At 68.3% G+C, this 13,364-nt stretch carries 8 protein-coding genes; 4 read left to right on the top strand and 4 right to left on the bottom strand.

Going from position 1 to position 13,364, the window contains the following annotated elements:
- Window positions 1-43 precede the first annotated feature (43 nt).
- From MLP_RS24540 to MLP_RS24530, 3 genes are read right to left on the bottom strand one after another with little or no spacing between them, the layout of a single operon-like run.
- Window positions 44-1,048 (bottom strand): NAD-dependent epimerase/dehydratase family protein, encoded by a 1,005-nt coding sequence (locus tag MLP_RS24540; protein WP_013865925.1) that lies wholly within the window; start codon window positions 1,046-1,048, stop codon window positions 44-46.
- A complete protein-coding gene (locus tag MLP_RS24535) occupies window positions 1,045-3,789 on the bottom strand; it encodes an alpha/beta fold hydrolase (protein ID WP_013865924.1) in 2,745 nt (914 codons plus the stop codon). The genes MLP_RS24540 and MLP_RS24535 overlap by 4 nt, the downstream gene beginning before the upstream one ends.
- Entirely contained in the window at window positions 3,786-4,811 is a 1,026-nt protein-coding gene (locus MLP_RS24530) for a 3-oxoacyl-ACP synthase III (RefSeq protein WP_013865923.1), read from the bottom strand. The genes MLP_RS24535 and MLP_RS24530 overlap by 4 nt, the downstream gene beginning before the upstream one ends.
- A 210-nt stretch (window positions 4,812-5,021) precedes the next feature.
- On the opposite strand from MLP_RS24530, the gene MLP_RS24525 reads away from it, so the two are divergent.
- Entirely contained in the window at window positions 5,022-6,911 is a 1,890-nt protein-coding gene (locus tag MLP_RS24525; RefSeq protein WP_013865922.1) for a glycoside hydrolase family 15 protein, read from the top strand.
- 30 nt (window positions 6,912-6,941) lie between these two features.
- Here the strand turns inward: MLP_RS24525 and MLP_RS24520 are convergent, their stop codons facing one another.
- Window positions 6,942-7,886 carry a CPBP family intramembrane glutamic endopeptidase gene (locus MLP_RS24520; RefSeq protein WP_013865921.1) on the bottom strand — a complete coding sequence of 315 codons (945 nt, stop codon included), beginning with the start codon at window positions 7,884-7,886 and terminating at the stop codon, window positions 6,942-6,944.
- 245 nt (window positions 7,887-8,131) lie between these two features.
- Between MLP_RS24520 and MLP_RS24515 the strand changes: the two genes are divergently transcribed.
- The 3 genes from MLP_RS24515 to MLP_RS24505 all read left to right on the top strand — a co-directional run bounded on the left by MLP_RS24515 (window position 8,132) and on the right by MLP_RS24505 (window position 13,344).
- On the top strand, window positions 8,132-9,568 hold the full coding sequence (locus tag MLP_RS24515) for an MDR family MFS transporter (protein WP_197536470.1): 1,437 nt from the start codon (window positions 8,132-8,134) through the stop codon (window positions 9,566-9,568).
- 420 nt (window positions 9,569-9,988) lie between these two features.
- A complete protein-coding gene (locus tag MLP_RS24510) occupies window positions 9,989-10,795 on the top strand; it encodes an SDR family oxidoreductase (protein ID WP_013865919.1) in 807 nt (268 codons plus the stop codon).
- Complete coding sequence (locus tag MLP_RS24505) at window positions 10,792-13,344, top strand: DEAD/DEAH box helicase (protein ID WP_049804674.1); 2,553 nt, start codon at window positions 10,792-10,794, stop codon at window positions 13,342-13,344. Before MLP_RS24510 ends, MLP_RS24505 begins: the two co-directional genes overlap by 4 nt.
- The last annotated feature ends 20 nt before the right edge of the window (window positions 13,345-13,364 follow it).

The following is a 13,364-nucleotide window of genomic DNA, read 5'->3' as shown; positions in this document are numbered from 1 at the left end:
ACACGCGTTTTGGAGCCGGGGCCGCGCGGAACGGGGGTGGTTGCTACCTGCAGGTCAGGCGGAATGCGTACGCCGCAGCCAGCCGGGCAAAGCCGGTGTCGAGGTCGATCCGCGGTTGCCAGCGCAACAGGTCGCGGGTCTGCCGTTGGTCGAACCAGTGCGCGGTGCTCAACTGCTCGGCGAGGAACCGGGTCATCGGCGGGTCGTCGGCGGCCGGCCGGCCGAGGAGCCGACGGGCGCCCCAGACCGCCTCGACCACGCCACCGGCGGCTCTCCCGACAGCGGCCGGGAGGTGGCGGTGCGGTGCCGGAGCGCCGCCGGCGATGGCGAACCCGGCGATCAGCTCGGCGATCGGCCGCGGCTCGCCGTTGGTGATCACCAGCGCGCAGCCGTGCACCTGGTCGACCCGATCGAGTGCCGCGACGGTGGCGTCGACGGCGTTGTCCACATAGGTGGAGTCGACCAACGCGGCTCCGGTGCCGAGCACCGGCAGGCTGCCGCGGCGAGCCCGATCGACGATCCGCGCCACGAGCTGAGTGTCGCCGGGACCCCATACGACGTGCGGGCGGATGGCCAGCACCCGGAGATCGGGCTGATCGGCCGCCAGCGCGAGCTGCTCGGCCATTGCCTTGCTCCGGGCGTAGTGACCGCTGGCCTGGTCGGGATCGGCGGGCGTGGCCCCGACGCCGATCAAGGCCGAGCCACTGTGCGCGACCGAGGGCGAGGAGACGTACACCAGGCGGGGAATGCCCAGCTCGCGGCAGGCGGCGACGATGGTGGCGGTGCCCGTCACATTGGTGGCGACGAACTCCGGCCAGCTGCCGGAGATGCCGACCTTGGCGGCGAGATGAAGGACGGCGTCCTGACCGTCCACAGCACGGCGGACCGCGCTGCCGGCCGCCGGATCGGCCAGGTCGGCAAGGACCTCGGGCAGCCCGAGCCCGGCAGGACGGCGCTGCAGCAGCGTCACCTGGTCGCCCCGGTCGGCGAGCTGCCGCGCCACGGCCGCCCCGAGCATGCTCCGGCCCCCGGTCAGCAAGACCCTCATGGTCGGCGATCCCGATGCAGGAGTGAATCTCCGGCCAGCACCTGCTCAGCCCATCGGGCCACCCGGGATCTGTCGATCTTGGAGGCGTGTCGGATGTCGACCGGGAGCCGGTCGGTGACCAGCACGGCGGCGATGGGGCTGCCGGCGGCCTGCCGCACGCTCGCCGCCAGAGCGGCCGGGGCCAAGGGCCGCCGAGCGGTGGCGCCGCCGGTCGGGACGAGGACGACGACCGTCTGCTGGGTGCCGGCGGGCCCGACGCCGACCGCTGCAGCCAGCTCGACACCTGGCAGCGCCTCGACCCGCTGCTCGATGCCGACCGGCGTGATCGGTCCGGCTGGGCTGGTGATCACGTGCACGAGCCGACCTTCGACCCACAGTCGCTGCCGCGCGTCGACATGGCCGACGTCGCCGGTGCGATGCCAGCCCGTCCGTCGTTGGCCAGCCTGCTGCTGGCCGGCGGCCACGCTGCGCTGCTGGGTCAGCCAGAGCCGGTCATAGTGGTCCTTGACATGCGTCGCGGAGATGCAGATCTCGCCCGTGCAATCGGTGAGGTCCGTGCGGTCGGTGACGTCGACCGGCTCGCCGGCGGGAACTGCGTCCGGGCCCAGCGGCGCGATGCCGATCCGTACGCCCGGCACCGGCCGGCCCACGCAGACGCCGTTGGCCCGGCTGCCGACCTCGGCTACCGCTTGTTCGATCTCCGCCATGGTGACATCGGTAGCCGGAAGTGCCTCGGTCATGCCGTACGGCGTATGCAGCTCGGCGTTGGGCAGCAGCGCCTGCACTCGGCGCAGCAGCGGCAGCGGCACCGGCGCTCCCGCGGAGAGCAGGATTCGCACGCTGCCCAGCTGGGCGCGGAGGTCGTCGGTCAGCCCGTCTGCGGTCGCGACGACGTTGCGCAGCGCAGCGGGCGAGGCGAACACCACCGTGGCCGAGACCGCGGCGACCGCTTCGGCCAGCGCCTTCGCCGTCAAGGTGCCGGGTTTGGTGACATCCATGTCCGGCACTGCGGCGGCCGCGCCCAGCGCAGCCGCATAGAGCGCGAACGGTGCGAACGCGGCAACCAGCCGGGCGCCCGGTCGGAGATCGCCCACCCGGCCGAAGAGGTCGATCTGCGCACGCAGCTGGCGGTGCCGATAGACGACACCCTTGGACGGACCGGTGGCGCCGGAGGTGAACAGCACGGCTGCCTCGGCGTCTGGGCCGGGGCTGGGCGGAATCGCGGCCAGCTCAGTCAGCTCAGCGGGGGGCGTCAGCTCGGGGATGCCGGCCCGCTGATCGAGCTGGCGCGCGTGCCGGCCAAGCTCTTCGAGCTCGGCGAGTGTGTGGCTGACTCGCATCCGGGCCCGCATGATCGGCGGCAGATCGCCGGCGACGATCCGGTGCCCCGGTACGCGGAGGGCATGGGCGGCGGTGAGCCCGGCCGGAATGGCGATCAGGTGATCAGGATCGGCGCTGCGCAGCGCCCGGCCAAGATTGCGCAGGCCGAGACCGGCGTCGGCCACCACGATCGCGGCTCCGGCGCGCCAGCAGGCGTACACCGCGACAGTCAGGTCGATCCCCGGCCGAACCAGCACGGCCACCCGCTGGCCCGGCCCGACTCCGGCTCGGACCAGCCCGATCGTGAGGTCGGCCACCCGGCGTTCAAGCGCCGCGAAGCTGATCGGGACGACGCCTCGCGGACCCAGCTCAGCGATTGCGGTGGCGGGATCGTCCGCCCGCTCCAGCAGCCCGGCCCACAGCGGGCGTACCTCGGTGGTGATCTCGGATTCGGGGTCGGCCGGGTGCCGGAGAGCCCGGTGGGGGTCGGCGGAGAGGGGTGCCTGCTGCACCCACTCCCAGATGTCGGCGGCCGCGGTGGGCGCATCCTCGACGACCAGGTGCGATGCGGCGGGATAGAGCTGGATGTCGGCCTGGGGGAGCCGGCGACGCAGATCGTGCAGATAGCGGATCGAGAACACCGGGTCGCGGGGGCCCCAGGCGAGCAGGGTCGGCACGTCTGCCAGATTCGCGAGTCCGTCGACCACCTGGTCGAGCGCAGCCCGGCTGGGATGGTCGGACTCCAGCGGGATGTCGGCGACGAAGTCCCGGACGGCCCGACGACGGCCGGCGATCGCGTACGGACTGGCGTACGCGTCGCGGATCTCCTTCGGCAGTCGTGGCCGGGAGATCGCCGTGGCACCCCGGACGAAGGCCGGGGTGCGGACGCAGACCGATTCCAACATCGGTGCAGAGCGGGCGATCCGGATCAGCGGGGGCAGGGTGGTGCCGGCCGGAATCGCGACGCCCGTGTTGGTCAAGACGATGCCGGCCAGTTGATCGCGATGGCGTTCGGCCCAGCCGAGCAGCACCGGCCCGCCCCAATCGTGTGCCACGGCGACCACCGGTCCGGTCACGCCGAGCGCCTCGGTCAACCGAGCGAGATCGTCGATCCGCTGCGCCAGACTGCGCGGTTGCTCGAGTTGCTCGGACCAGCCCATGCTGAGCTGATCGGGAGCGATCACCCGCCAGCCGTCCGGCGCGAGCTGCAGGAAGCGGCGCCACAGGTAGGACCAGGTCGGATTCCCGTGCAGACAGATCATGGTGCCGATCGGCGATTCGGAGTTGGCTGGTCGCTCCAGCAAGTGCCAGGTCCTCACGATCTGGTCGGCGTCGGGCACGTCGACCCGCCGTGACCAGGTGGGATCGATTCCGGGCAGGCCGTCCAACAACGGCGCCGCTGCCGTCCTTGCGGAGTTCACCAGACGATCTCGGCGAAGGAGGTGTTCAGCCCTGAGCCGATGCCGATCAGCACGATGCGATCCCCGGCCCGCATCCGGTCGGCGTGGTGGGCCAGGGTGAACGGCACGGCGGCCGGGCCCATGTTGCCGTACTTCTCCACCGTCGTGGGGAAGTGAGCCGAGCTCACACCGACCGCTTTGGCCATCGCTCGTAGATGCACGGTCGAGGTCTGGTGGGCGATGAACCAGTCGACGGCACCGTCCCAGTCGAACTCGTCCTTGGCGTCCTCCCAGGTCGCCACGGCCAAGGCGATGCCATGATCGAACAGCTTCTTGCTGTCGGTTCGCATCATGTCCAGACTGCCGACACACAGATCGTGGTGCTCGGAGCCGGTCCGGCTGGCGCCGCCGATCACCCGATGACCCTCCGGGTGCCGATCGGCCCGACCCAACACGAAGGCGGCGGACCCGGAGCCGATGGTCAGCGACGCAAACTGTTCCTTGAACTCGGCCGCGGTCGCGGTCGGTGACGACAACCGGTCCAGGGTCAGCTCGTGAATCTGGCGCGAGCCCTCGGCGTCGACGATCAGCGCGTAGTCGAGCTGACCCGAGTCGATCAAGGTGCCCGCCAGCTGGATGGCATTGACGAAGCCCAGACAGGCGTTGGCGACGTCGAAGTTCAAGCAGTTGGTCGGCAGCCCCAGCTGGTGGTGGACCGCGACCGCGACCGAGGGCTCCAGATGGCTGCGGCAGACCGAGGTGTTGATCACCACACCGACCTGTTCTGGTCGGATCCCGGCCTCGGCGAGCGCCTTCGCTCCGGCCATCGCCGCCGCATCGGCAAAGGTCACATCCTCCGGCCACCAGCGACGTTCCTGCACGCCGGCCAGCCGCACCAGCAGACCCGGCCTGGTCCCCACCCGCCGGTAGGTCTCGGCCAGCCGCTCGTCGAAGGCGGCGGACGTCGCCACGATCGGCGCTTCGACCGCGCAGGCCGCCAAGATGGTGGTGTTGCTCAGCCGATAGGTTGCATTCCCGCTCATCCTCGTCCTCTCCCGGGGACGCCGATCCCAGGTTGCTCGTACGACTTGTGCCGCCCTATCGTGGCACGTTCTTTTCGCATGCCCTATTGCGCCTGAGATCACATTGCCGCCATGCTGCCTCCTATGGCGACCAGCAAAACGTCGAAAAGTCAGCAGGCAGCCCCATCTCATCCGGTCGGAAACACGGCCCCACCGCACCAAGCCCGATTGGTGCCGATCGCCGACTATGGGTTTCTCAGCGACGGTGAGGTGAATGCGCTGATTTCTCCGGGTGGGTCGGTGGACTGGATGTGCGTGCCACGATTCGACTCGCCGAGCCTCTTCGGCCGGGTTCTCGGGCGCCATGCCGGCGCGTTCCGGATCTCACCGGTCGATATCGAGGTGCCGGCCGACGTCCGCTATCTGCCGGGCACGATGATCATCGAGACCAGCTGGGGCACGCCGACCGGCTGGATCGTGGTCCGGGACGCGTTGCTGATGGGCCCGTGGCGGCATGAGGACACCCGGTCCAAGACCCACCGTCGGACGCCGACCGATTATGACGCGGAGCATGTGCTGCTGCGGACGGTGCGCTGCGTCTCTGGCGAGGTGCAGGTCTCGATGGAGTGCGAGCCGGTGTTCGACTACGGCCGCAAGACCGCTTCGTGGGACTACACCGAGCACGGCTACCACCAAGGCCAGGCGACGGCTGACGGTGAGGATCTCCGGCTGACCCTGACCACCGATCTGCGGCTGGGCTTCGAGGGTGGGCAGGCGAATGCTCGCACCTTGCTCAAGGAGGGGGACACCCGCTTCGTTGCCTTGTCGTGGGGCAGCAAGCCGCCGCCGCTGACGTACGCCGAGGCCTATTCTCGCCAGGTCTGGACCGCGCATCACTGGCAGCACTGGCTGGCCCGGGGCAAGTTCCCGGATCATCCCTGGCGGACCTACCTGCAACGCAGCGCCCTCACGCTCAAGGGACTCACCTACACCCCGACCGGCGCCATTGCTGCCGCCGGGACCACCTCGCTGCCCGAGACCCTGGGTGGTGGCCGGAACTATGACTATCGCTACACCTGGATGCGGGACGCGACGTTCGCGCTGTGGGGGCTCTATTCGATCGGTTTCGACTGGGAGGCGTTGGACTTCTTCTCCTTCATCGCCGATGTGGCGACCCGCGACGACCACGTCCAGATCATGTACGGCATCGCCGGGGAACGGGAGCTGGACGAGTACGAGCTGGACCATCTGCCGGGCTATGCCAATTCCCGGCCGGTCCGGATCGGCAATGCCGCATACAACCAGCAGCAGCACGACGTCTGGGGCGCCCTGCTGGATTCGGTCTATCTGCACGCCAAGACCGCCGACCACCTCGACGGGCGGATGTGGCCCATCCTCAACAAGCAGGTCGACGAGGCGCTCAAGCACTGGCGCGAACCCGACGCCGGGATCTGGGAGGTACGCGGCGGGCTGAAGCACTTCACCTCGTCCAAGATCATGTGCTGGGTCGCGGTGGATCGCGGCGCGAAGCTGGCCCGAATCATGGGGGAGACGGGCAAGGCGCAGGAGTGGGAGCTGGCCGCCGAGGAGATCAAGGAGGACATCCTCACCCACGGCGTCGACAAGCGCGGGGTGTTCACCCAGCACTACGACACCACTGCCCTGGACGCATCGCTGCTGCTGGCGCCGCTGCTCCGGTTCCTGCCGCCCGACGACCCGCGGATCCGCGCCACGGTGCTGGCGATCGCCGACGAGCTCACCGTGCACGACCTGGTGCTGCGCTACAAGGTGGAGGAGACCGACGACGGGTTCTCCGGCGAAGAGGGCTCGTTCACCATCTGCTCGTTCTGGCTGGTCTCAGCCCTCTGCGAGATCGGGGAGTATCAGCGGGCCCGCAAACTGTGCGCCAAGCTGCTGTCGTTCGCCGGGGCGCTGAACCTGTACGGCGAGGAGATCGACGCACACACCGGCCAGCATCTCGGCAACTTCCCGCAGGCGTTCACCCATCTGGCCCTGATCAATGCCGTACTACACGTGATCAAGCTCGAGGCGCGGCATCATCACGACGGCAACCGGCAGGAGGACACCATGATGAGCTCACAACCTCACCCTGCCGACTGATCACCCTGCCGACTGATCACCCTCCACTGATCACGCTGGGCTGATCGGCTGATAGGTCCGCTGCACCTGCCACCGCCGCGCGAACAGGACCAGCACCGCGGTGACGATGAGCAACGCCGCCATCGGCACCAGCATGAAGGCGCCGCCGACTCCGGCGCTGCGGTCCAGGTTGATCTCCTGGCCGGCCAGGATCACGACGCCGAAGGCCAGCATGTTGTTGACCGCGTGCAGCACGATGCCGGCTTCGAGTCCGCCCGTACGCCAGGCGAGAATCGACATCGTGACGCCGAACAGGAAGTAGTAGACGTTCAGCCACGGGTCGCCGGCGCCGTGGGCGAGCATGAAGAGCACCGACGGCACGAGGGCAGCGATGATCAGGCCGGGCAGCGGGGAAGCCACCCAGGAGCCGGCAGCTCGCATGATCAGGCCACGCGTCCCGTACTCCTCACCGGCCGCCTGCAGTGGCGTGGTCAACAGCATGATGATCAGCAGCGCGACGCTCTCGGCGGTGAAGCCGCCGCCTGATGGGGTACCGGCCGGTGCGGGAAACGCCACCGCTGAGATCACCATGTAGGCAATCCACAGTGGCACCACGATCAGGGCGCTGCGTGCCATCAGCCGCCATCGGACGTATCCGGTCACCGAGTGCAGCCAGCGGACCGGCTGACCCCAGACCAGCCACTGGACCAGCATGGCGAGCGGGATCGCCAAGGCGTTGCCGATATTGGTGGCCAGGAACAGCGCCGGGGTGAACTCGACGGCCCCGGTGCTGACCGATTCCCAGGCGGCGCGTCCGGTGGCGAAGTCGATGATCATGGCCGCGACGGTGAGCGCACTGGTGATCAGCAGATAGCCGACGACGAAGCTCCCGATCGCCACCACACCCTTCCACCACACATTGCGAGGGGTGCGGAAGAACCGGTGGTACTCGCTGCCGGCTGGTGGCAGTGGGTCACGCCACGCCGTCGGTCCCAACGGTCGATACCCCTGGGTTGGGTACGGCGCGTGAGCCGGGTATGGGGGTGCTGGGTATGGAGACGGTGCTGCAGGCGGGAATGCCGGCTGCGGTCCGGTGGTTGAGCCTGCGACGGGCATGCCGGGCAGGGGATCGGGATGCTGCTGGGACGAATAAACGGGCTGCTCTTGATTCATATGTCTGCGATGATCCTACGCCGTCGGCCTGATCCAGGCCCTCCAGACCGACCTACAGGAGCATGATCATGACGACGGCCGCTGTCGCCGAGACAAAATTGCCTCGCCGCCACCGCAATGTGATCGCGACGTTGCTGGTGGCGACCTTCGTCGTCATCCTCAACGAGACCATCATGGGCGTCGCGCTGCCGGTGCTGATGGAGGATCTGCACCTGTCGGCCGGCACCGTGCAATGGCTGACCACAGCGTTCATGCTCACCATGGCCGTGGTGATCCCGACCACCGGCTTCCTGCTGCAGCGGTTCTCGACTCGCAGGATGTACGGCATGGCGCTGGGCCTGTTCAGCGCCGGCACTCTGCTCGCCGGCATTGCTCCAGGATTCTGGGTGCTGTTGCTGGGCCGGATCGTGCAGGCCAGCGGCACCGCCATCATGCTGCCGCTGCTGATGACCACCATCTTGACTCTGGTCCCGGTGTCCCGGAGAGGCGCGGTGATGGGCAATGTCAGCATCGTCATCTCCGTGGCGCCGGCAGTCGGGCCGACGCTGTCCGGGCTGATCCTGCAGTATCTGCCCTGGCGCTTCATGTTCTTGCTGGTGCTGCCGATCGCCCTGGCCGCCTTGGTCTTCGGGCTTCGTGGCCTGACCAACGTGAACGCCGAGGGCGACCAGCCGCTGGACATCGTCTCGGTGCTGTTGTCGGTGCCGGGCTTCGGCGGCATCGTGTTCGGGCTCAGTCAGCTCGGCGAGTCCAGCAACGGTGGCGTCGGCTGGCTCGGGCCGGTCGCGCTCGGCATCGGGGTGATCTGCGTGGTGCTGTTCGTGCTGCGCCAGCAGGCGCTGGTGAAGGGCAAGGGTGCGCTGCTCGACCTCCGAGTGTTCGGCTACGCGATGTTCCGTCGCGGCGTCGCGCTGCTCGTCATCGCCGCGGTCGCGCTGTTCGGGGCAATCATCTTGCTGCCGATCTATTTCCAGAACATCCGTGGGCTGAGCACCCTCGGGACGGGGATGCTGCTGCTGCCCGGCGGGCTGCTGATGGGTCTGCTCGGACCCTTCGTCGGCCGGCTGTTCGACCGGTACGGCCCGCGCTGGCTGGCCACCAGCGGTGCCACCTTGTTGATGCTCACGATGCTCGCTCTGACCCAGGTCACCCCGACGACGCCGGTTCCGGTGCTGCTCGGCATCCACCTGGTGCTGTCGACCGGGTTCGCCTTCTTGTTCACGCCCGCGTTCACCACCGCCCTGAATCCGCTCCCGCCGCATCTCTACTCGCACGGCAGCGCGATCCTGTCCACCATGCAGCAGGTAGCGGGTGCCGCGGGCGTCGCCTTGCTCGTGGCGGTCATGACGCTGCGGATGGTGGCTGCCCAGGCCGGTGGCACCGAGGCGGTAGCCGCCGAGGTGTCCGGGCTGCATCTGTCGTTCGCGGTCGCCGCGGGTATCGGTGCCGTGGCCGTCGGGTTGGCGCTCTCGCTGCGCAAGACCGAGGCGGCCGCCCCGCACTGAGTCTGGTCGGGGCCGTCCCTGTGCAAGACCGAGGCGGTTTCGTGCCGCCGGACCGGCGAGTTTCTGCCCGGCGGTGTGACTGTCCACCTGCTCCTCGCTGATCGAATACATGTTCTGATGCTAATCGGCTACGTATTCGATCACAAGGGTTGGGGCAGGTCCACCGAGAAGGAGCAGTTGCAGGTCAAATCGCCCGTTTGACCTGTAACCGCGCCTTTTCGAGGACCACTTCTCCTTTTCGGTGAACCACGAAGGCACGAACAGGGTGCCGCTCGTTCCGCAATCTGGTAGGGAAGTGACGGATGTGACAAATGAGACTCCGGCAACCCGTCCAGCCAACCGACCCGAGCGAGGCCGACAACCCGAGCAAGAGTCGAGCCGCTGATCGGATTGTCAGCGGGTGCCGCTAGCGTTTCGTGGGTGAGCGATGCAGACAGCCTTGAAGCCAGCATTTCCTCCCCGGCACCGACCCCGGACGCGGCCGGGCAGCGGATCGCGATCGTGACCGGCGGGGGCTCCGGCATCGGTGCCGCGTCGGCCTTGGCGCTGGCTCGTGACGGGTGGACCGTCGTGGTGGCCGGCCGGCGGTCCGAACCGCTCACCACTTTGGTCGCCGAGCATCCGGAGCTGGACCTGGACTGCTGCGTCACCGATGTGACCGACCCGACCTCGGTGCACAACCTGTTCGCGCGGACGGTCACGCGCTATGGGCGGGTCGACCTGCTGTTCAACAATGCCGGTCGGGGTGCCTGGGCGTCGGAGATCGACGAGCTCGACGTCAAGGAGTGGAAGGCGGTCGTCGACGTCAACCTGAACGGCGCGTTCCTGTGCACCCGCGAGGCGTTCCGGGTGATGCGTCGGCAGGACCCGCAGGGTGGCCGGATCATCAACAACGGCTCCATCTCGGCGTACGCGCCTCGGCCGCTGTCGGTGGCGTACACCACGACCAAGCACGCGATCAGCGGACTGACCAAGACCACCGCATTGGACGGCCGGCGATACGGGATCGCCTGCGGCCAGATCGACATCGGCAACGCCGCGACCGATCTGACCACGAACATGGCCGACGGGATCCTGCAGGCGAATCACGAGAAGCTGGTTGAGCCGCGGATGGATGTGGCCGATGTGGCGCGCGCGGTGGTCTACATGGCGAGTCTGCCGCCCGAGGCGAATGTCTTGTCGATGACGGTGATGGCCACCACCATGCCGTTCGTCGGACGGGGCTGACCATCGCGACCGTCCTGCTGGATCCCGCTGCTGTCGGCCCGGACCCGGATGCGATCTATGAGTCGTTCGTCGGCTGGGCCGCCGGACGCGGGCTGACGCCCTATCCGGCCCAGGACGACGCACTGCTGGAGCTGGTCACCGGCTCGAACGTGATCTTGGCGACGCCGACCGGATCCGGCAAGAGCCTGGTGGCGACCGGTCTGGAGTACGCGACCGCGGCGCAGGGCGGTCGGACCTTCTACACCGCGCCGATCAAGGCCCTGGTCAGCGAGAAGTTCTTCGCCGCCACCGAGATCTTCGGTGCCGAGCGGGTCGGCATGATGACCGGCGACGCCTCGGTCAACGCCGACGCCGACATCATCTGCTGCACCGCCGAGGTGCTCGCCAACCTGGCACTTCGTCAGGGCCCGGAGGCACGGATTGCCAGCGTGGTGATGGACGAGTTCCACTTCTATGCCGAGCCCGATCGGGGCTGGGCCTGGCAGGTGCCACTGCTGGAGCTACGCGATGCCCAGTTCCTGTTGATGTCGGCCACGCTGGGCGATGTCACCCGATTCGAGCGGGATCTGACCCGGCGGACCGGTCGGCCGACGGCGGTGATCACCTCGGCCGAACGCCCCGTGCCGCTGCACTACGAGTGGGTGACCACGCCGGTGCACGAGACGATCGAGGAACGGTTGGCCACCCACCAGGCGCCGATCTACGTGGTGCACTTCAGCCGTGCCGCGGCGATCGAACAGGCTCAGGCGCTCAACTCGTTGCGGGTCTGCACTCGTGAGGAGAAGGACCAGATCGCCGATCTGATCGGCAACTTCCGGTTTGCCGCCGGCTTCGGCAAAGTGCTGTCCCGGCTGGTCCGCAACGGCATCGGTGTGCATCACGCCGGCATGCTGCCCAAATATCGTCGGCTGGTCGAGCTGCTCGCCCAAGCCGGGCTGCTCAAGATCATCTGCGGCACCGACACCCTCGGCGTCGGCATCAACGTACCGATCCGCACGGTGCTGTTCACTTCGCTCAGCAAGTACGACGGGGTGAAGCCGCGGTTACTCACCGCCCGCGAGTTCCACCAGATCGCTGGCCGGGCCGGTCGCGCCGGGTATGACTCGTCGGGCACCGTCTTGGTGCAGGCGCCGGATCATGTGGTGGCCAACCTCAAAGCCTTGGCCAAGGCCGGCGACGACCCGAAGAAGCGCCGCAAGGTGGTCCGCAAGAAGCCGCCGGAAGGTACGGTCGGCTACGGCGAGCCGACGTACGAGCGGTTGATCAGCGCACCGCCGGAGCCGTTGGAGTCCAGCTTCGCGGTCACCCACGCCATGATCATCAACGTCATCTCCCGGCCAGGGAACTGCTGGACTGCGATGGAGCAGCTGCTGACCGACAATGACGAGCCTCCCAAGCGCCGTCGCAAGCATGTCCACGATGCGCTGACCATCTATCGCGGGCTGCTCCAGACCGGCGTGGTGGAACGGTTGGACCGGCCTGACGACCAGGGCCGGTTGGCTCGGCTGACCGTCGACCTGCAGGCCGATTTCGCGCTGAACCAGCCGTTGTCGCCGTTCGCGCTGGCTGCGGTCGATCTGCTGGATCAGCAGTCGGAGACCTATCACCTGGATGCGCTCTCGGTGATCGAGTCGATCCTGGAGAATCCCCGGCCGGTGCTCTCGGCGCAGCGCTCCATCGCTCGCGGTGAGGCCGTCGAGGCGATGAAGCGGGAGGGACTGGACTACGAGGAGCGGATGGAGCTGCTCGAGGACGTCACCTATCCGCAGCCGCTGGCCGAGCTTCTCGAGGTGGGCTATCGGGCGTACGCGCGGAGCCATCCCTGGGTGCTCGATCACGAACTGGCGCCCAAATCGGTGGCGCGCGACCTGTTCGAGCGGTCGATGACCTTCACCGAATACGTGGCGTTCTATCGGCTGGCGCGAGCCGAAGGGCTGGTGCTGCGCTATCTCGCCGATGCCTACAAGGCATTGCGGCAGACCGTGCCCGAGACGAAGCGGACCGAGGCGCTGGAGGACCTGATCGCCTGGCTGGGAGAGCTGGTCCGCCAGGTCGACTCCAGCCTGCTGGACGAGTGGGAGAAGTTGCGGCAGGGTGATTCTGTGCCGCTCCGCGGCGTGGCGGATCCGGAGGCCGAGCTGGTCGCCGAGGCGGACCGTCGCCCGCCGGCGGTCACTACCAACGTTCGTGCCTTCACTGTGCTGGTCCGCAATGCGCTGTTCCGTCGGGTGGAGCTCGCGGCACGCCGCAACTGGTACGAGCTCGGCGAGCTGGACCGAGAATCGGGCTGGAACACCGCCCGCTGGGAGTCGGCGATGGTCGACTACTTCGCCGAGCACACGACCATCCAGACCGGCGCCAATGCCCGCGGCCCGGCCTTGCTGATCATCGACCGACAGCCGGCGACCTGGCAGGTACGCCAGATCCTGGACGATCCCGAGGGCGATCACGACTACTCACTCACCGCCGAGGTCGACCTGGCCGCCAGCGACGAAGCCGGTGAGGCGGTGATCCGGCTGACCGGGGTTGGTCGCACCGCGTCCTGGTGACACCTCGACCGCTCCAGACT

This window comes from Microlunatus phosphovorus NM-1, from assembly GCF_000270245.1.
GTDB lineage: Bacteria > Actinomycetota > Actinomycetes > Propionibacteriales > Propionibacteriaceae > Microlunatus > Microlunatus phosphovorus.
This window is presented reverse-complemented; position numbering and strand designations above follow the sequence as displayed.

Excerpts from the sequence above, each read along its gene's own strand:
- MLP_RS24540 (WP_013865925.1), bottom strand. The coding sequence starts at position 1,048 with ATGAGGGTCTTGCTGACCGGGGGCCGGAGCATGCTCGGGGCGGCCGTG.
- MLP_RS24530 (WP_013865923.1), bottom strand. The coding sequence starts at position 4,811 with ATGAGCGGGAATGCAACCTATCGGCTGAGCAACACCACCATCTTGGCG.
- MLP_RS24515 (WP_197536470.1), top strand. The coding sequence starts at position 8,132 with ATGACGACGGCCGCTGTCGCCGAGACAAAATTGCCTCGCCGCCACCGC.